This window comes from Candidatus Sulfotelmatobacter sp. (assembly GCA_036500765.1).
Taxonomy (GTDB): domain Bacteria; phylum Acidobacteriota; class Terriglobia; order Terriglobales; family Acidobacteriaceae; genus Sulfotelmatobacter.
In genome coordinates, this window is record DASYBM010000015.1 from 231,613 (window position 1) to 250,060 (window position 18,448).

The 18,448-nt window shown below is 58.3% G+C and carries 16 protein-coding genes; 6 read left to right on the forward strand and 10 right to left on the reverse strand.

What is annotated here, in order from left to right:
• Nucleotides 1-12: 12 nt before the first annotated feature.
• From VGM18_16900 to VGM18_16910, 3 genes are read right to left on the reverse strand one after another with little or no spacing between them, the layout of a single operon-like run.
• Entirely contained in the window at nucleotides 13-744 is a 732-nt protein-coding gene (locus tag VGM18_16900) for a hypothetical protein (GenBank protein ID HEY3974685.1), read from the reverse strand.
• Nucleotides 741-2,240 (reverse strand): hypothetical protein, encoded by a 1,500-nt coding sequence (locus VGM18_16905; GenBank protein ID HEY3974686.1) that lies wholly within the window; start codon nucleotides 2,238-2,240, stop codon nucleotides 741-743. The genes VGM18_16900 and VGM18_16905 overlap by 4 nt, the downstream gene beginning before the upstream one ends.
• Nucleotides 2,241-2,253: 13 nt before the next feature.
• A complete protein-coding gene (locus VGM18_16910) occupies nucleotides 2,254-3,048 on the reverse strand; it encodes a polysaccharide biosynthesis/export family protein (protein HEY3974687.1) in 795 nt (264 codons plus the stop codon).
• Between the two features lie 662 nt (nucleotides 3,049-3,710).
• Between VGM18_16910 and VGM18_16915 the strand changes: the two genes are divergently transcribed.
• On the forward strand, nucleotides 3,711-4,442 hold the full coding sequence (locus VGM18_16915; GenBank protein HEY3974688.1) for a response regulator transcription factor: 732 nt from the start codon (nucleotides 3,711-3,713) through the stop codon (nucleotides 4,440-4,442).
• Between the two features lie 69 nt (nucleotides 4,443-4,511).
• The gene (locus tag VGM18_16920) at nucleotides 4,512-4,913 is read left to right on the forward strand and encodes a hypothetical protein (protein HEY3974689.1); all 402 of its coding nucleotides are present in this window, start codon (nucleotides 4,512-4,514) and stop codon (nucleotides 4,911-4,913) included.
• Nucleotides 4,914-5,013: 100 nt separating this feature from the next.
• Here VGM18_16920 and VGM18_16925 read toward each other — a convergent pair whose 3' ends face one another.
• From VGM18_16925 to VGM18_16940, 4 genes are all read right to left on the reverse strand, one after another.
• Complete coding sequence (locus VGM18_16925) at nucleotides 5,014-5,964, reverse strand: TonB family protein (protein ID HEY3974690.1); 951 nt, start codon at nucleotides 5,962-5,964, stop codon at nucleotides 5,014-5,016.
• A 98-nt stretch (nucleotides 5,965-6,062) separates the two neighbouring features.
• Nucleotides 6,063-6,743, reverse strand: a complete 681-nt coding sequence (gene rpiA, locus VGM18_16930) for a ribose-5-phosphate isomerase RpiA (protein HEY3974691.1) — start codon at nucleotides 6,741-6,743, stop codon at nucleotides 6,063-6,065.
• A 109-nt stretch (nucleotides 6,744-6,852) separates the two neighbouring features.
• Complete coding sequence (locus tag VGM18_16935; protein HEY3974692.1) at nucleotides 6,853-7,245, reverse strand: DUF202 domain-containing protein; 393 nt, start codon at nucleotides 7,243-7,245, stop codon at nucleotides 6,853-6,855.
• Between the two features lie 175 nt (nucleotides 7,246-7,420).
• Complete coding sequence (locus VGM18_16940) at nucleotides 7,421-7,831, reverse strand: DUF302 domain-containing protein (GenBank protein ID HEY3974693.1); 411 nt, start codon at nucleotides 7,829-7,831, stop codon at nucleotides 7,421-7,423.
• Between the two features lie 136 nt (nucleotides 7,832-7,967).
• Here VGM18_16940 and VGM18_16945 point away from each other — a divergent pair, with 136 nt between their 5' ends.
• Complete coding sequence (locus tag VGM18_16945; GenBank protein ID HEY3974694.1) at nucleotides 7,968-9,749, forward strand: tetratricopeptide repeat protein; 1,782 nt, start codon at nucleotides 7,968-7,970, stop codon at nucleotides 9,747-9,749.
• 76 nt (nucleotides 9,750-9,825) lie between these two features.
• Here VGM18_16945 and VGM18_16950 read toward each other — a convergent pair whose 3' ends face one another.
• Nucleotides 9,826-10,767, reverse strand: a complete 942-nt coding sequence (locus tag VGM18_16950) for a hypothetical protein (protein ID HEY3974695.1) — start codon at nucleotides 10,765-10,767, stop codon at nucleotides 9,826-9,828.
• Between the two features lie 62 nt (nucleotides 10,768-10,829).
• On the opposite strand from VGM18_16950, the gene VGM18_16955 reads away from it, so the two are divergent.
• Nucleotides 10,830-12,167 (forward strand): alpha-L-fucosidase, encoded by a 1,338-nt coding sequence (locus VGM18_16955; GenBank protein HEY3974696.1) that lies wholly within the window; start codon nucleotides 10,830-10,832, stop codon nucleotides 12,165-12,167.
• A gap of 99 nt (nucleotides 12,168-12,266) precedes the next feature.
• Here the strand turns inward: VGM18_16955 and VGM18_16960 are convergent, their stop codons facing one another.
• A complete protein-coding gene (locus VGM18_16960) occupies nucleotides 12,267-13,577 on the reverse strand; it encodes a choice-of-anchor tandem repeat GloVer-containing protein (protein ID HEY3974697.1) in 1,311 nt (436 codons plus the stop codon).
• 767 nt (nucleotides 13,578-14,344) lie between these two features.
• On the opposite strand from VGM18_16960, the gene VGM18_16965 reads away from it, so the two are divergent.
• Together VGM18_16965 and VGM18_16970 are read left to right on the forward strand one after the other, a co-directional pair.
• Nucleotides 14,345-15,688, forward strand: a complete 1,344-nt coding sequence (locus VGM18_16965; GenBank protein ID HEY3974698.1) for a hypothetical protein — start codon at nucleotides 14,345-14,347, stop codon at nucleotides 15,686-15,688.
• A 232-nt stretch (nucleotides 15,689-15,920) separates the two neighbouring features.
• Nucleotides 15,921-17,291, forward strand: coding sequence for a sialidase family protein (locus VGM18_16970; GenBank protein HEY3974699.1), 1,371 nt, complete (start codon nucleotides 15,921-15,923; stop codon nucleotides 17,289-17,291).
• A gap of 129 nt (nucleotides 17,292-17,420) precedes the next feature.
• On the opposite strand, the gene VGM18_16975 is transcribed toward VGM18_16970, so the two are convergent.
• Complete coding sequence (locus tag VGM18_16975) at nucleotides 17,421-18,164, reverse strand: putative Ig domain-containing protein (protein HEY3974700.1); 744 nt, start codon at nucleotides 18,162-18,164, stop codon at nucleotides 17,421-17,423.
• Nucleotides 18,165-18,448: the final 284 nt, after the last annotated feature.

The following is an 18,448-nucleotide window of genomic DNA, read 5'->3' on the forward strand; positions in this document are numbered from 1 at the left end:
CAACCGTGATTCTTACAGTCTCCGATAAATGCCCTGCGGAATGGGAAAGACCCGGTCGCGAAGAACGGTTCCAAGGATTCGCACGTGTGCCCCATCCAACGTCTCTTTCATCTTGCGGGCCGTGGCCCGCCGCGTGTGCTGCGCCGACAAGACCAGAATGATTCCGTCCGCGAATTGCGCCATAGCCATCGTCCCATTCCATTCCCCGGCGGGCGGCCCTTCGACGATCGAGTATTCAAATGTCGTTCGCGTCTCGCGCAGAGTCTCTTGCGCCAATGCAATCTTTCCTCGGTCGCCGTCATTTCCTTGGCCGGCTGGCACCAGCCAGAGATTGCTCCGCGCCCGGATCGCGGACTGCCGCTGCGCTTCACTGCCAGCGATGCCGTGTTCGTCGAAGGTATGATCCTGCATCTCAGCTTGAGCAACGGCGCCAGGGCATACAACGTGCCGATAATCTCCCACGATCGCCACAGTTCCCGCAGTTTCGACTGCCAGGGCCTCTCCGACCTGGAGGCAGAGACTCTTTACGTCCGTCTCCGCATCGACCGCGCTAAACACTACCTGGCGCACAATTCTCTCCGCACTTGAAAAGAAGACCTGCCGCACCAGGCCGTGAATCTGCTCCCGCTCGAAGTGCTCCGGATTCCAGTACCCGGGCTGAAACACACTTCTCACCTCGGGACGCACGGTCTCCCGCGTGCTTGCCTGCCCCAAGACCTCCGCGCCAATTATTTCGACAGTCATGCAGAAAGCTTTCTTCGCGACTTTCGCGGCAACGATGCCAGCACCGGTGAATTCAAGTATGTCAATACGTCGTCTGGCGTTCGGAAACCTGCATCCAGGTAATCGGAGGCAAAGGCCGCGCCTGTGCCCGCTGCACCAGCGGTAACGAATCCGATCGCGAGCACCGCCCAGGCCGACCACACCGGCAACGCCGGGGCCACAGGATGCTCTACGATGGCCACGTTCACGATGCCCCGCTCATCGAGCGCATCGTTCATTCGCGCCTCTTCCTGCTTCTTCACATAAAGCAGATAGTTCTGCTGAGCGGCCTTCTCCGTGCTGAACAAATCCCCCTGGACGATGGCCGCCTCCCCCAGGCCCCGCGCCGCGGCCCGGTATTCGGCCTCCTGCTTCCTGGTCGCGGTCTGACGCGCGAGCAGGCCATACACCTGCACTTGCGCCTGTTGCAGTTCCGATTTCGCCCACTCGTAGTGCGCGTTCTTGTCGGTGGTTTCGTCGCGCAACGGCAAGGCATTCTCCGCAGCGATAGTCGCCTCCGCCTGCGCAATCTGGTGGTCAACTTCCTGCACCAGGCGGTGACTTGGCTCGAATTTGGTCAACAGTTGGGTGCGCTTCAACTGCAAATCCAACAAGCTCGCCTTTAGCGCTTTCAGTAACTCGGGGTTATCGGCGATGCGAACCTGCGTGGTCGTGCGCTCCGGCAACTTCGCTAGCAGATTTTCCAAATCCGCAACCCGCTGTTGCGTCTCGGCCAGATCGATGCCCGTCTGCCGGTAGTTCGCATCCACTTCGCTCAACTTTTGAAGCGCTAGATCGCGCTGTTCGGTGGCCTCCACGACTCCGTACTGCGCGGCGAAATGCAGCAGCTTTTGTTGCGAATCCTCAAGCTGCCGGCGAGATTCCGCGGTCTGCTGCTCAAAAAAATTCTCCTGACCACTCGGGCGATGCACTTCCATATGCTTTTCCAGATAAGCCGCGGCCACTGCTTGCAGTACCTTCGCCGCGAGCCGCGGATCGTCTGCCGCATAGCTGATTGCGATCAAGTTGGTCTTCTTCATCGGCTCCACTTTCAGCTTCCTGCCCAGTTGCCGCGCCGACCGTTCCACGCGCTCGGCTTGACCTTCGCCCGGCCTCAGAAAATACAGCCAGTCGTCCTTTCCCAACCCCGTCTCCAGGGCAACGCGCCGCAGCACTTCATCATCCCGCAACAACTCCACCTCGGAATTCAGCTCCTCTTCTGTGACCGTCATCCGAGTCAGGTCCAGCGGAGCGTTCTCGCCTGTGCTCACCGGAGCATCGGCACGGCCTCTGCGCACCAGCACTTTCATGTTGGCCTGATATTTCACGCCGGCAAACGCGTACACTACCGCGGCCACGAGCACTAATCCCCACGCCCAGACAAAAACTCTTCTCTGGCGGAACAGCACCATCGCCAGCTCACGCATGGTTGGCGCTGCTGTCGCTTCTCGCTCGCGAGTTGAGTCTTGATCTGCCATGGGAGATGGTTTTCTAAAATTGCGTGGGACTGATGTACATATTCATAGACGGCTTGGTGAGGTAGCGTGCGATTTTTGAGATCATGTTCTGCGGCACAAACACCATATCCCCGGCCCGCAAGTGCTCATCTTCTCTCAGGCTGGGTTGCTTCAGCATTTTTTTCAGATTGAGCAGCCGTGTTTCCACCAGCTCATCGTTGACCCGCCGGAACAGCACTACCTGCGAATGCTTCGCCTGTTGGGTCAGTCCTCCCGCCACTTCAACCGCTTCGGATACGGTCGTGTCCGAGCGCAGCTCATACTTGCCCGGCTTGCCTACTTCGCCCCCTACGATGAAATAAGGCCGCTCAAAATCCTTCAGGGCCGCGGCCACCTGGGGATCGTGCAAATATCCCCGATAAGCCTTCTGCACGGCCTCGCTAAATTGCTGCAGGTTGAGGCCCTGCACTTCCACCATGCCCGCGTCTTTCAACATCACGTACCCATCCGGCTGCACGGTCAAGGTCTGGTTGAACTCCGGCGCGACGGTGAAACTAATATCCACTATGTCACTGGGTCGTAACCGGTAAAGCGGATGGCGCTCCCCTCCGAGTGTGGGGTTTCCCAGGCCATCCGCTTCTCCGGCTTTTGCGGCCGCTGTACTGCCGCCTCCCGCTCCAGCCCCGGTTAGGCTTGATCGGGAAGTCTCGTTATTACCGCCATTACCGCCCAGGTCCGTCCTCTCCACCTGCGCACACGCGGCCAAACCGCATCCGATCGCCAGCAGAGTGATTACGATGACTTGTGTGACTAGAAAATGCTGTTTCATGGCCCTCGTTCCGCTATCCTTGTTCCGTTATTCGGAGATGAGCTTCACCAGGCAGGCGTGACGCTCTCTACTCTGCGCACGTTAGGCTCACTGCGAAGTCCGGGCAAGACATGGGAAGTGGTGTCTACGAAAGTAGACTGTGTTCCTTTTTCAGGAAAACGCACGACAGAGCAAAGGTGCTACGAAAATCAGGCGCTTACGGGTGAACGGGGCCGGATCGCAGCTCCGAAAAGGGCGGGCAGGCATCTCCGTTGGGAGTACCCACGAAAGTAGACTTGCATGTTTGCCAAGTCACAAGAATAGGCGGCCAATTTTGCATCAACCGCCTCAGCCGAAGTTGACCTTCTGAATTCAATCCACCGGAACAACAGTATCCACGCGGTTTTTATCGATTCCAGGAAAGGCTCCGCGCCGTCGTTCGGTTCTGGCCCTTCCACAGCGCAAGCCTGTGTTCCTCAGATTCCCGCCAACCCAAAATCCTGATTCCCATTTTGAACGCCGTATGCGGATTTTGTGACGAGTTTCCTTGTGAACCTAACTTCCTGTCCCTACAATCGCCGCATCGCTTCTCTTTCGCTTCTTGGAATCGGCAGTTCTTGGAATCAGCAGTTCTTGGAATCGGCAGTTCTTGGGGACCTCTAGTTTTCGGGAGACCTGCTTTGATGTGTCCTTCGTCCGCCGCACCGACGTCGATTGCCATTGGTGTCCTCATCGCGGACTCCAATCGAATGCAGGCGCAGTTGCTCACCAGCGCGCTGCGCCGCCGTCCGGAGTTTCACATCACGACCTGTCCCATGGACAGTCTTGCGATTCTCCAGGCCATTACACAGAAGCCTCCCCGGATCGCAGTTTTGTCGGTGAGCCAGCCCGCCGATGTCGCCGAAACCGTGGTCACGCTGCGCCGCTTTCATCTCTCGCATCCGGAAATTCCCAAGGTTCTGCTGGTCGATAGTTGCGACCGCGAACTGGTGGTAAGTGCGTTTCGCTCCGGGGCCCGCGGCATCTTTCCCATCACCGACGCCAACCTGCGTCTGCTCTGCAAGTGCCTGCTCCGCGTAGCCTCTGGCCAAATCTGGGCCAACACCGAACAGCTCAACTACCTCATGGACCTGATCTCCGAGGTGCCCTCCTTGCGCGTGCTCAACTCGAGTGGAAATAATCTGCTCACGCCCCGCGAGGAACAGGTGGTCGCCCTCGTCGCCGAGGGCATGGGCAATCGCGAGGTGGCTCGTGAACTCAGCCTTAGTGAACATACCGTTAAGAAATACCTCTACCGCATCTTCGAAAAGCTCGGCGTCTCGACTCGCGTCGAACTCGTGCTTTATGCCGTCAACAATGGCGATCCCCGGCCCGCCGAGTGGTTAGCCGGGGCCTCCCGCGTTCCCGACGCCTAGAAAAGGCGCGAACCCCTTCTCGATTTGAAACCCGGACTGGCGACCTGTATAACTTGGGGACAGAACTCCTTGTCCGACGCCGCTTCTAACCCGCCCCCAGGCCCCAAATCGCGCCGCGGCAGCATTATTGCCGCCGGACTCCTGTTGCTCGCCCTGGCTTTGGTCGTGATCTACACCACCCGCTCCGCTTTCTACAGCCCGCTCGCCCTCGTAGTCGTTGCGGCCATCGGACTCGCGGCTCTTTTATTGCAATTGCGGCTGCGCAAAAATGGGAGCGCCCCGGTTGGTAGAGAAGTGCAGGCGCCGCTGTGGCTCAACGTAGTGGGACTCGTCTTTGCGGTTAGTGCTTTGGCAGCGGACTTCCTCCACCTCAGCGCCCGCTTCATGCTGGTCGCCACACTCGGAGCCGTGGTCTGCTTTGCCATCAGCGGCATGGCAGTCTTGCGCGCCCTGCGCAAGCTGAAGAACTGAACTGCGGCTTCCGGCTTCCGCAAAATCGCGACTTCCGGCGATTCCGCAACACTGCAATCCGAGCGCTCTGTGATTTTCCGGAAGCCGAGGGCCGGAAGCCCTACCGCTTAAACTCCACCGCCATGGTCGTCTCTACCACCGCCGGTTCCCCGTTCACGCGATAAGGCTCAAACTTCCACCAGCGCAGCGCGTCGATGGCCGCTGCGGCCAGCACTTGTGGACCATTCAATGCGCGTACCTTCAGCACTGAGCCATCGCGTCCTACGATAACGTCGAGCGCGACAATTCCCTCTAGGTTTTCTTTTCGCGCCTCCGCCGGATACGTGGGCTCGACCCGATGGATCAGCAACTTCTCCATCACCTCGGTGGAAATCTGCGTCGGAACCTTCTCTGCAGTCACAATCTCCGGGTTCTTTAACCCCGATTCCAGCTCCTCCCATCCGCGGTTCCATCTCCACCAGAGCACGCCGGACACAATCGCCGCGAGGATTAGGAAGACCAGAAAAATGGCCGTGGCCGGGACGGGTCGCTTCTTTCTCGGCTTCTGCGGCGCTGCCCCGATCGATCTCGGCTCGCTGGAAGGGCCGATTGAGGTTGGCCCGATTGAAGCTGAGCTCGCTGAGATCAGCCCACTAGCGCCGCCAGCATCTCCGCTCGTATTCGCCATTGCAGGAACCACACCTGCATTGGCATCGGTCTCTGCCTTCGCTTCTTTCGCCCAATCCCGAATCGTTCCACGCTGCTCGGCCGACAGCCCGACGAATTCCAGCCCGCAGCGCAACCGGTCCTGATAGCGCACCAGGGCCCGGGTACGCAGCGAATCCGCCGTCCGCGGCAGCCGCACTTCAATCCCCACCGTCTCGCCCGTAATCAGTTCCCCTGCCAGCACTGCCGCAATCCCGCGCTCGCACACATTCACCGAGCGCCCCGGCACAGTGTCCGGAATTCCCGAGCGCAGCACAGTCACATCCAAAGGCGCTTGCAACTGGAAGCGCGGCACCCGCCTCCGCGAGGTCCCACTCCACCGTCGAACTTGTGCTCCAGTTGCCATTCCACTCCGTTGGAATTGTTGATTGATAACTCTTGACTATTAATTGAAAATCGCAGCAAATATGAGTTGGGCTTTCGATCGACAATCAAGAATCAACACTAGCTTCTTTTCAACTCCACAATCTCACTCCCGTGAGCAATTAGCACGACGCTGGCCATCCCGATAAACAGCCCATGCTCGACCACGCCCGGCATGCCGCTCAACTCTCGCGCCAGTCCATCCGCATCCCGAATCTTCCCGAATCTGCAATCCAGAATGTGGTTCTTCTCATCGGTCACAAAGGGTTTCCCGTCCGTATTCTTCCTCACCGAAACTTCCGCTCCTAATGCACCAATCCGCTTCGCCACCAGCGCCTGCGCGAACCGGATTACCTCCACCGGCAGCGGAAACGCTCCCAGCATCGGCACCTGCTTCGACGCATCCGCCACAACCACCAACTGTTTCGTCGCCGACGCTACAACCTTTTCCCGCAACATCGCCCCGCCGCCGCCTTTAATCAGCCGCAGCTTCGGATCAACCTCATCCGCGCCATCGACCGTGACGTCGATCTCCTGGCACTCGTCCAGCGTCGTCAGCGGAATCCTCAAACTCTCCGCCAGTTCCTTCGACCGCACCGAAGTCGGAATCCCGCGAATCCGCATCCCCTCTTTCACCTGCTCCGCCAGCAGCTTGATAAAAAATGCCGCAGTCGATCCCGTACCGAGCCCGACAACTTGCCCCTCTTTCACAAACCGCAAACTCGCCCTCGCCGCCGCCTCTTTTTCCAGATCGTTCGCCATAAGGTCTTGTCCGTGGGGACGGGCGCATTCGCCCGTCCAGGCCGAGCGAAGCTCGGCGGTCTCGAGGGTGCATGCAGGGCTCAAACGCCTGGCCTGACGCGCCGTTCTGCTACCCCAAAATCTTCTCCGTATAAATCAAATACCCCGCCAGCGCCAGCCCAAACACCACCGTCAACAGCGTGATGAAGTCCAGCACAAACCCCGCTGGCTCGAACTTCATCGCCTCCAACTGCATTCGCGTTTTGCGATACCGCGCCAGCCCCGCCACCACCAGCGCCACTCCCGCGACAATCGTCCCTGCTCCCATCCAAACCGAAAGCCCCGCCGTCTTGATCGGATGACCCTGCAAGGCGGTCAACTGCCGCATCGCCAGCGAGAATCGTCCAATGGCGAATCCGAACACCACGATCGCCGCCCCGGTCCGCACCCACGCCAGAAACGTCCGCTCATTGGCCAAATGGTCGCGCGCTCGATTCGGATTTGGAGTTGAGTTCTCGATCACACTGTTCTCGGTCCCACTCAGAAATCTCTACATCTCCTGTCATTTCGAGCGTAGCAAAATGGCGCGTAAAGACGCGCCATTTTGCGAAGTCGAGAAACCTGTTTCTTTCTGCTCTCGAACCGTAATCGCAGCTCGCGAATATACGACGAATGCATCCAGGGCCACACGCTCCGCATTATTCCACAGCTTTCGCAATCGAAACGCTGGCACCCGCGAGATTTTTGATCAACTCCTCAGGCACGCCATGCCTCTCCTTCAGATACTCCGGACTGTTGTATGTCACCGAGACTTTACCAGCGCCGTCCTCCGCCACCAGCGCCTTCAGCGGCAAATCAATCGCCAGGCTCGGAGCGGCCACCATCAGCGGAGTTCCACCCTTCGGACTCCCGAAGATCACCACTTTCGTCGGAAGCATAGTCAATCCGACCTTCTCGGCTTCGCCATTGTGATCGATCACAGCAAACACCTGCATCCCCTTTTCCGCAAACGCCGCTTGCAACCGCCGCACAGTCTCGTCCACCGAATAACGGCTTGCAACCCGAACCAACCCGTTCGCCTGCCCCATCTGCTCTTCCTTTTGAACCACGATTCGCAACGCCAGGGATCGGTCGATTGTAATGAAAAGCGAGCGAATCGTTCCAGGAATTGCTGCAATCGACGTTGGCCCCCCGCTTCTTCCTAATTTTGATCCGACTGTTCGATTGGATTGCCCTGCTCTTACAATGGGTTCACCCGGCATTGCATTCACCCAGCATGTGTTGACCAAGATGAAAATCTCCAGCCGGAATCGGGAGCAGAAATTCTCCGCCGCGGCAAAGGCGGAAGCCGGACCCTCGCTGTCGCCCCGAACTACTGGGATCGTGGCGGTCGCCCTTGCTGCGATTGTTTTCGCAATTTATAGCTCCGCGTTGAATTTCCAATTTGTCCTCGACGATCACCGTTTCGTGGGCGATCCGCGCATACAGTGGCCCGGCCACGTATGGGAGTACTTCACCAGCTACGTGTGGGCTCAGGTCGCGGGTGGTCCGGCAAGTTTCTACCGCCCCCTATTCGTGTTGTGGCTGCGTCTGAACTTCATCCTCTCGGGAGAGTCTCCGTGGGGCTGGCACCTGCTCAGCATTATGAAGCACCTGACAGTAGCTGCTCTGCTTGCTCTACTGGTATGGAAACTGCTGCGTGATCGCGTCGCCGCGTTGCTCGCCGGCACACTCTTCGCACTGCATCCCGCCCAGGTTGAATCCGTCGCGTGGGTCACGGTCCCTGACCCAGTTATGTCCGCCGCAATACTCGGCAGCCTCCTCCTATATCTCAAGTATTCCGAGCCGTCATCCGCCGATCAATCCGTCATCGGAAGATCTCTCAAGAAATCTCGCCGCCGCAGACCTGCCGAGAATTCATCCCTGTGGATTGCCGGCTCTGCCGCGCTCTGTCTGGCCGCGCTGCTGACGAAAGAAACCGCCATCGTTTTGCCCGCAATCATTTTTGCCGTGACCCTGACCGCTCCACCCGCCAAAGCGAGCAATGAGGACATGGCGAAGGCGCGAAACGAAGCGCTTCGACTTCGCGCCGTTTCTGCGCTCCGCTGGACTCTTCCTTTCCTCGGCGCGACCGGCATCTATCTGCTGCTGCGAGTCAGCGCTCTCAATGGCCAACTGAGCCCTCGCACTCAGCACCTGCCTTGGAGTACGTTGCTACTCTCCTGGCCCGCCACTCTCTGGTTCTACGTCAAAGTGCTGCTTTGGCCGGTGCAGCCGCGGGCCTTCGCGGATCCCACCATCGCCGACTCTTTTTCTCTTCACGCTGTCCTGTTGCCGGGATTGGGCGTACTCTGCGCCGCAACGGTCCTGACGGCAGTTTGCGGCTGGGCTTGGCAAAAGGCTCGGCACGATCTCTCACAACCCGAGGCGGTCCGCATCCAGCTCGCGTTGCTGATCGGGAGCCTTCTCCTGGTGCTCCCGCTTCTGTTGACTTTAAACCTAAATTCCCTCGATCCCGGCGATTTTCTGCATGGCCGCTACACGTACCTTCCGTTGGCGGGACTCATGCTCGTTCTATCGGCCGCATACCACTTGGCCGGCAGAGGGCGCATCCTGCTTTTGTGCGCAGTTGGTCTATTAGCTGCCGCGTTCGCTGGATTCACGGTGCAGCAGGAAGCCATGTGGAAAGATGATTTGACAATCTTTACCGTAGCTCACCAGTACGCGCCCCACAATCAACCGGTGGCGCGGAATCTGACCAAAGCGCACGTGCAGGCCGCCCTCGAACTCGATGAAGAAGGCCAGTGCGATCAAGCCATGCCTATCTTCGAGCAGGCAATCGAGCAATTTCCCGAAGATTGGTTCGCATGGGCCGGTCGCGGGGAATGCCTGTTTAAGCTTGGCGATTTGCCGAAAGCGGAACAGTCGCTACGCCGCGCTTCCGAACTCTCCCATGAGCCCCGCGTGACCGAGGAATGGCAGCAAGTGCGTGCCCAGATGGGCCTGCCCTCCACACCGCCGCGCTAAGTCACCCCCATTCAGTAAGTAAAGCGAAATAACGTAGGGACGGACGCATTCGTCCGTCCGTCGAGCGCAGCTCGACCTACTTGCGCTTCCAGTCCGAGTAATAGGTGCCGCTCATGAGATAAGTCACGAGTTCCGGACTATTGCGCGACAGCGCGGTTTGCCATCGAAAGGCTCCCTGGAACGTGTTCTGTAGAAAGTAGTACGTCTTTCCCGCCTTAAGTTCCGTTTCAAATCCGTTCGCATTTTCCGACTGTGACACCAACTGATGCTGGCCCGGATCGAGATATGCGATGCTGTACGTTCCCTCTTTGTTCACAGCGATCACATGACCGTCGGCATGCAGCTTGAATTGATTTCCTTTTCCGGAATCGCGAGCAGCCAACGGCGGGCACACAACGACAATCGTTGCCTTATCCGGTTCGGCTTCGGGAAGGGGCCTTTCGCTCTTATTGATTTTCAGGGAATGCTTCGATTCAAAGTCGGCAAGGGTACGGCGATCGATGGGCTCCCCTTGTTCTTGAAATTCGCTCATAGTCACGCGGGAACCAAAAAGGCTCGTAGTCTTGTCGATCACTCTCGCAGACGAATCTTTCGGTACTTCGAGCAAAACTTGTTCGGTCTGGCCGCCATTCTTGTACTCGAGGTAGAGCCAGTAGTCGTTAACGTGCTGGCCGGAAATCACCGGCCCTATCATCGCGCCGGGAAGGCTGGCGGCGCTGATCAGCTGTGCCCAGCCTCCTCCTCGCATGTGAGTGGTCACCTCGAATACGATCTTCGTGACATCGTTATATGCAGCCTCGAATTTGTCCTGCACCTGGAATCGGTCATCGACAATACTCTTGTAAGAAAGTTTGTGATTGCCATCGTCAAAAGTGAGGACGCCGACCTTGTCCACCAGCACTCGGTCATTGGCACTGCGGTGGCGGCGAATCTTTACGTGGTTGAAGTTTTCTGTATCGGCTGCCAGGCACCCGGCGCTGACAGACAGTAAAGCAATCACGGCTGCGAATCGTCTCATTTTCCGTTCCCTCAGTGGTTCCTCCTCTCGTCCTCGGGTAGACTAGCCCGGGAGAACGAACCATGGCAACGCTTCCGCGCTCCACCAGCGCTAAGTATCTTATCGCTGTAATCTTCCTGGCCGGTGTAGTCGTCGCAAATTCTTTCGCCCAAACCGACGACTATCGCCCCACCCCCGAGAATCTGCAAGCCCGCCGTGAATTCCAGGACATGAAATTCGGCATGTTCATTCACTGGGGCGTCTACAGCGTGCTCGGCGACGGCGAATGGGTCTTCCACGACCGCCATCTCACTGTCGACGAATACAATCGCCTGCCTGCATTTTTCGATCCCGAAAAATTCGACGCCGCCACCTGGGTCGCTCTCGCCAAAGCCGCCGGCATGAAATACATCACCATCACTTCCCGCCATCATGACGGCTTCGCCATGTTCGACTCGAAAATCTCGGACTGGAACATCGTTGCCCGGACACCTTATAAGAAGGACCCTCTGAAACTGCTCGCCGACGAGTGCCATCGCCAGGGCATCAAGCTCTTCTTCTATTATTCGCAACTCGACTGGCATAATCCCGACTACTATCCACGCGGCCAGACGAACTGGAACAATGGCCGTCCCGACCACGGCGACTGGAACGCCTACCTCGACACCTACATGGACGGCCAGCTCCGCGAGCTGCTCACCAACTACGGCCCCATCGCCGGCATCTGGTTCGATGGCATGTGGGACAAGCCCGACGCCGACTGGCATCTCGCCAAAACTTACGCGCTGATTCATCAACTGCAACCCGCGGCGCTGATCATTCCTAACCACCATCAAACCCCGCGTCCCGGCGAAGACGTGCAAACTTTCGAGCGCGATCTCCCCGGCCAGAACACCGCCGGCTTCAACACAAAATATGTAAGCAGCGAAATCCCGCTTGAAAGTTCCGACACGCTCAACGGCGCCTGGGGATTCAACATCGGCGACAGCAACTATAAAAGTCCCGCCGACCTCGAGCGCAAACTGGTCCGCGCCGCCGGCAACAATTCCAATCTTCTGCTGAATATCGGACCGTACCCGAACGGCGAGATCGATCCCCAATTCGTCACGCGACTGCACGCTGTCGGCGAGTGGCTGGCAAAATATGGCGAATCGATCTACGGTACGCGCGGCGGCCCCATCCCTCCCGGTGACTGGGGAGTCACGACGCAGAAAGAAAACAAAGTTTACGTACACATCCTGAACTGGAGGGCCCCGCTGCTGGCGCTTCCGCCGATAACCGGCAAGATTGCATCGGCACACTATCTGCTAGCCGGCGACCCACTGAACGTAACCCAAACCGCGGACGGCGTAATCCTGAAGCTTCGCCCGCAAGGCCAAGACGAGACGGACCGCGTCATCGTTTTAACCCTGCCGAAATAGATTGGGAAAAGAAGCCGGCAAAAGCAAGAAAATGCGCCGGAAATCTCCGGCGCATTCCGGGTCGATGCAATTGTCTACATCGCTTCAACCAACAAATCGTTAGGGGACAATTTTGAAAACTACTCCGCAGCCCCCTCCCCCGCAGCCGGAGAGGTTGCCGCCGCTAACGTTTGTTCCATAAAGATTGCCTTCCGCATCCATAGCCAAATCCGCCGCCGGATACGCTCCGTCGGCCCCGCCAGTGAAGCTATACAGCACGGTTTCATGGCCGGACGGGTCTACTTTATAAACTGTTCCACTTGCGTAGGTCCCTCCCCGGTATGTCGTGCCATACAAATTGCCGACCGCGTCGCGAATCACACCGGCGTACGGATTGTACCCAGTCGTGGTTTCGCCAGTGAAAGCGTAGAGCACCGTTTCCACGCCGGACGAATTCACCTTAAAGATCACGCCACAGCCGTATGGCTGGGCAATGTTTGGACCGCAATTCAGGTCGCCGCCGTCGCCGGTAGTACCATAGAGATTTCCCGCTGCATCCAGCACCGGGTTTACGATCGGATACGCCCCATCTGTGCCGCCGGTAAAGTTATACAGCACGCTCTCTTGTCCAGTCGGAGAAATCTTAAAGACCAGCCCGCAACCCAGGCTGACGCAACCCGTTCCATTTCCCCCATAAGAAGTAGCGCCTGCGAGGTTGCCGTGCGCGTCCCGCACCAGCGATCCGACCGGCATTCCTCCATCCGGCGGTCCCGTAAAAACATGCAACACGGTCTCATTGCCCGCGGAATCCAGCTTAAACACAGTACCGCTGGTAAATGCGGTCTGGCCCACGGTCGTGCCGTACAGATTGCCCGCAGCATCCGCGATCAAGGGTGACTGGGGATGTTCGTCGTCGCCCTTGCCGGTGAAGCTATACAGCAGACTCACGTGGCCCGTTGCGTCGATCTTAAAAATGGTTCCACATCCAACCCGTCCGCAATTCAGATCTCCGCCCTCGAACGTTGTGCCGTACAGGTTGCCCGCCTTATCCCGAAGCAATCCCGCCCGAGGATTGATTCCGCTCGCCAGCCCTTTGAAGGTATACAGAACGGTTTCGTTGCCGGCAGGGTCTAGCTTGAACACAACTCCGCAGCCATAGCCAAAGGCAACACACCCGGCCGAAGTAGAACCACCGTAAAAAGTAGTTCCGTAGAGGTTGCCCGCCGGATCCAGAATCACACCAGCCCAAGGCTCCGCTCCATCACTGCCGCCTGAAAAGGCGTGAAGCACTTGAAAGGTCTGGGCTTGCGCGGCCGGCGCGGCAAGAGCAACAAGGCCCGCCATCATCACGATCACCGACGCCGGCAGAAAATTCCCCGCCCACCCACGACGCCGAGAGTTCAAGTTTGCGAATTGTTTCTTTACCTTCATCGGATCTCCTTCCGTGGGGGCATGGCCCGCCATGCGAATGGCTTTGAGAGAATTTAAGCGCCTTCAGACGCGAATACTGATCAGCGGTTCGGCCCGTGTCGCGAGTCCGAGGCAGGAATTACGCGGAAATTATACGCTGTCCCGATAGCCTGCAAGATTAAGATTCTTGCACACGCAGAAGCTGCTCTAACGAAGATCATCGATGTTTAAAGCCCGACTGTTATTCTGCACGAAGTGCAGGTTTCGAACGAACGCGGTCAAAGAATCACTACCCGCAATACCTCACAACCAGATCGTTTGCGAGTGCTCTCACTTTAGTAATCGGCGCACAACTAAACCCGCGTAGTAGTGTTATCAATACCAGCCCTTGAGTATGGGCGGCAGCACCGCGAATCCTTTGACTCCATACTGAAAGCGTCACGGACGCGTGAATATTAAAAAATCTGGAGGCTGTGATGAGTTCTCTTATTCGTACCGCCAACATAGTGGCTCAGGCCATGCTGGCGGTGTCATTGATTTCGGTTTCGGCGTTTGCCAAGGACCAGCACAAGTCAGAGTCCGCGCCGCCGGCCCAACATGAGAGCAGGCCTAGCCACTCCAGCGCTCCGAGCCACAACTCATCGCCAAGTCATTCGTCGAGCCCGAGTCACTCGTCCAGCACAAATCGTTCTTCCGGTCCCAGTCGTTCTTCTGGTCCCAGTCGTTCTTCTGGTCCCAGTCATTCTTCCGCTCCCAGCCACAACACCGGCGCCACGCATGAAAACAGCATGGGGGGACGCTCCACCAGCACTCACACCGGAGGCTCGATGGGCCATCCGGGAAATACCGTCAGTCATGGCGGAAACCCGAGCGGCGCCAGAGGCAGCATCGGAACTCACGGCGCCATGAGCGCCCACTCGCCCGGGCGTACTGTATCCCTTCGCGGCGGCGGATCGGCGAGCATTCGACCGAATGGACAGATTCGTTCCATCAACCGCAATGGCATGCAGATTCACAACAACCTGCACGGCGGGCGCACCATCGTCAGCGAACACAACGGAGTGCGCGTCGTCGGCAACGGCCGAGGCAACGGCTATGTACAGCGCGCCTACGTTACACGCGGCGGACATTCTTATTATTCGCGCACCTACTATTCGCACGGCGCTTACCACGTCGGCGTCTATCGCGGCTACTACTACCATGGCTTTAACTATTACGGCTATCATCCCGGCTTTTATTTCCATCCCGGATTTTATGGATGGGCATATCGCCCCTGGGGCTTCGGGCTGGCGTGGGGCGTCGGCTTCGGCGGCTGGGGCTGGGCCGGATCACCCTGGTACGGCTATTACGGTCCCTATTTCGCGCCCTATCCGGTCTATCCGTCGGCGGCGTTCTGGCTCACGGATTATCTGATCTCCCAAAACTTGCAGGCAGCCTACGCGGCCCGCGCCGAAGCCAATGCTGACGCCGATGCCGGAGCTCCTGACTCCTACGACAACGCGCCTGCCGATAACGGGCCCGCCCCAACTTCCGGGACCGTCACACTGACTCCCGAGGTGAAAGAGGCGATCGCCGAAGAGGTAAAAGCAGAACTCGCCGAGCAGCAGCAACAGGCTGGCTCACAAGGCGGCGACGCGCAGGCACAACCGCAACCCGCGAACGCGCCCAACGGCGACGTTCCTCCGGCCCTCGACCCGGCCCGGCGCGCCTTCGTCGTGGACAACACCATCACCGTAGTCTCCGATGGACAGGAATGTTCACTCACCGGCGGCGATGTGATCACGCGTCTCACCGACACTCCCGACGCCGACAACAAAGTCACGGCCAGCGTCTCCGCCAGCAAGAAAAATGAATGTGGCGCGGGCAAAACGATCACGGTCTCGGTCGACGACTTGCAGGAAATGCGCAACCACTTCGAGGAGCAACTCGACAACGGAATGAAGACTCTCGCCGAGAAACAGGGCACCGGCAACATGCCCAAGGCTCCCGACACCGGAACCACGGCCTCCGATATCCCAGCTCCCCAGCCCGATAACACCGCGGCCAAAGAGCTGACCGATCAGGATGCCGCCGCCAACCAAACCGAAGCGCAAGTAAAACAGGAAGCCACAGCGCAGTCCAACTCACAATAATCTAAGAAAAACAATGCGGCAGGAGCGAGCATCTCGCTCCTGCCGCATCGCTGCGTTTTGTCCCTCCTCAAAATAGTCGCAAACTCCTGCACATTGACTTGCGCTCGCTTCTGGCCTACAGTTGCGGGCACTCTCGCACCAGCCTCACGGGCGAGCGCATGCCCTCAGGCGCGTGATTCTAAAACCCGGACCTGCCCTCACAAAACTCTAACCCCCAGGAGACGAAATCCGAATGAGACATATCGCTCCCCCATTCCGCTTATCCGCGCTCTTCGCCGGATGGCTGTTGATAATCACATCGATCCCTGCTGCCCCGGCTCAGAACAAATTCAGCACTGCACCGGTTCGAAGCGCCCAATCTGCCGTGCTCTCGTCCCAGGAAAGCGCGCCCTCCTCGGTTGGGCCAAATGTGAACGTGACCAACGAGCCCGGCGCGCAAAGCGAAACCAGCGTCGCCGTTGATCCCACCAACACCATGCACATCCTCGAAAGCGTCAACGACCTCACCAATACCGCCGCGGTCTATGAATCTCAGGACGGAGGCGCCACCTGGACCAACACCAATCTCACCACGAATGGAGCTTTTTGCTACGACACCTGGCTCGGGTTCAACATGAGCGGCGACGCTTTTATCTCATTCGAGTGCTCCGATCAACGCACTGCCTACAAGTTGGCCGGGACCTCCACCTGGGTCGCCACCACGCTTACCAACGCCGGCAGCTTTCCCGACCGCGACATGATGACCGTCGACAACTCTTCCACCAGTCCTTACTTCGGCAGCGTCTACATCGGGTATGACGATAACGGGAAAAACAACACTCCCTATGTCATGTACTCCCGCGACGGCAAGACCAACTGGACCCGCAGCACGGCCATTCCCCACGTGAATCCAACCATCGGAGTGAATGTATCGACCGCGCCGGACGGCACGGTCTACGCTTGCTGGGAAGATTACACCGGCAAGAAACTTTACTGCTCCAAATCCAGCAATGGCGGCGCGACTTTCGGCACTGGAGTCGTAGTCACCAGCTATCGCATGAATACGACGGGATTCTTCGTCTTCATCCCACCGCAGAACATTCGCGGCATTCTGCCGTATCCCATGACTGCCGTTTCCCCCGCAGGCAACGCCCACTCCGGACGCTTGTACGTCTCCTACACTGACGTGGACACCGTCAATACCAACACCAACATTTACGTTCGCTACTCGGATGACGGCGGCGCGACCTGGTCGGCGGAAACCAAAGTGGACGACGACACAACCAACGCCTACCACTTCCACCACCAGATCACCGTCGCCCCCAACGGCCGAGTCGGCGTCAGCTTCTATGACACGCGGCGCGACTCGACCTCAAAGAAGACGGACCGTTACTTCGCCCTCTCCATCAATGGCGGCCAGACCTGGAGTCGCAACATCAGGATCACGACCGCCCAGTCCAACGAAACCGTCTCCGGTGTCGACCCCAACCAATACGGCGATTATCAAGGAATTTCGGTCGATTCCGCAGGCACCTTCCGCTTCTCCTGGACCGATTCGCGCAACCCAGGAGCGCAGAAGGAAGATATGTTCGGCGACCGTGTTGCGATCGGTGTGGCGCCTTAGCTTGGATTAAGCCAAGTCTGGATTAAGCCATGTCTGGATTAGTCCTCTGAACTAACCTCCCGGCGGCGCGTTGCCCAAGTTGTGCAACCGGCGCCGCCATCATCCGACTCCGCCTACCTCTCGTAAAGATTACGGCCCCACCGTAACCTGCAGCGCCCCAGGCGTTTGCAGATTCTCCCGGTAAATCAGATGCTTCGCCGCTACTTCCCCCACCGCATCCACATGCACCACATATCCCCCATGGGGCAAGGTCTCGCCAAAGGGCAACTCCTTCGCGGGCGCGCCCGACCGCAGCACAAACCGCTGATATCCAATCGCCGTCGCCCGCCCATTCTCCGCCACGGCCAGCACGTAGAACGTCAAATCCATGTCGTCGGGAGTAGCATTTAAGACTTCCACACTTCCGTCAATGCGGTTCCCACTGACGCGCGCTCCCTTCTTCCAATCGAGACTCAACCCAGACCGCACTCTTAGTGTGAACACTTTCTGAACACCCGATTGCTGCCGCGCATCAGTAACCGCCACAGTGAATTCAAACTCTCCCGAGCGCTCGGCCTGCCCATGCAGCAAACCGTCGTCCTCAAACTTCATCCCGGGCGGGATCGCTCCCTTCTCGATCCGCCAGTGCTGCGCGCCAACGCCACCATGCGCTCGAAATCGCACCTCATACGGCACGTGGGGAGAAGTATCGGGCAACGGCGAATCGTTCTCAATGATGAGCGAGGGCCCATCCTGCCGAGTCGCGGTCGCGGCCATCGCACCAGCCGATGAGTCCATACCATCGACAAACCCCAGTTGGCACGAAACCATTCCGCCGGCGCAAGCCAACGCGAGGATCAACACGGCAGTCTTACTCTTGTGCACCTCAATCATGTCTACACCTTAGTAGGAATGTTAAGCCCGCGCAATCTTGTAACTGGAATGATGCAGAAAGTGTGAGGGCAGGAAGGGACAAACGGGACCAGCTAGAAGCGACGCCAGACAAGCGACGACTGACGACCAACGACCAACGACCAAAAAATAAGAGTTCCGAGGTGGTGTGGGGTCCATTCGTCTCGGCCAGTAGCTCGCGTTTGACCCTTGCTCGACCTGCTCTCGTTGCTCGCCCTTGCGGGGCGCAACGCGCGATCTTCGCTTGGGCTCCGGGCTCACCGCCA

Coding starts and splice junctions, on each gene's coding strand:
- VGM18_16905 (HEY3974686.1), bottom strand. CDS start 2,240: ATGGCAGATCAAGACTCAACTCGCGAGCGAGAAGCGACAGCAGCGCCA.
- VGM18_16950 (HEY3974695.1), bottom strand. CDS start 10,767: ATGAGACGATTCGCAGCCGTGATTGCTTTACTGTCTGTCAGCGCCGGG.
- VGM18_16960 (HEY3974697.1), bottom strand. CDS start 13,577: ATGAAGGTAAAGAAACAATTCGCAAACTTGAACTCTCGGCGTCGTGGG.
- VGM18_16900 (HEY3974685.1), bottom strand. CDS start 744: ATGACTGTCGAAATAATTGGCGCGGAGGTCTTGGGGCAGGCAAGCACG.
- VGM18_16945 (HEY3974694.1), top strand. CDS start 7,968: ATGGGTTCACCCGGCATTGCATTCACCCAGCATGTGTTGACCAAGATG.
- VGM18_16910 (HEY3974687.1), bottom strand. CDS start 3,048: ATGAAACAGCATTTTCTAGTCACACAAGTCATCGTAATCACTCTGCTG.
- VGM18_16975 (HEY3974700.1), bottom strand. CDS start 18,164: ATGATTGAGGTGCACAAGAGTAAGACTGCCGTGTTGATCCTCGCGTTG.
- VGM18_16915 (HEY3974688.1), top strand. CDS start 3,711: ATGTGTCCTTCGTCCGCCGCACCGACGTCGATTGCCATTGGTGTCCTC.
- rpiA (HEY3974691.1), bottom strand. CDS start 6,743: ATGGCGAACGATCTGGAAAAAGAGGCGGCGGCGAGGGCGAGTTTGCGG.
- VGM18_16970 (HEY3974699.1), top strand. CDS start 15,921: ATGAGACATATCGCTCCCCCATTCCGCTTATCCGCGCTCTTCGCCGGA.
- VGM18_16965 (HEY3974698.1), top strand. CDS start 14,345: ATGGGGGGACGCTCCACCAGCACTCACACCGGAGGCTCGATGGGCCAT.
- VGM18_16955 (HEY3974696.1), top strand. CDS start 10,830: ATGGCAACGCTTCCGCGCTCCACCAGCGCTAAGTATCTTATCGCTGTA.
- VGM18_16925 (HEY3974690.1), bottom strand. CDS start 5,964: ATGGCAACTGGAGCACAAGTTCGACGGTGGAGTGGGACCTCGCGGAGG.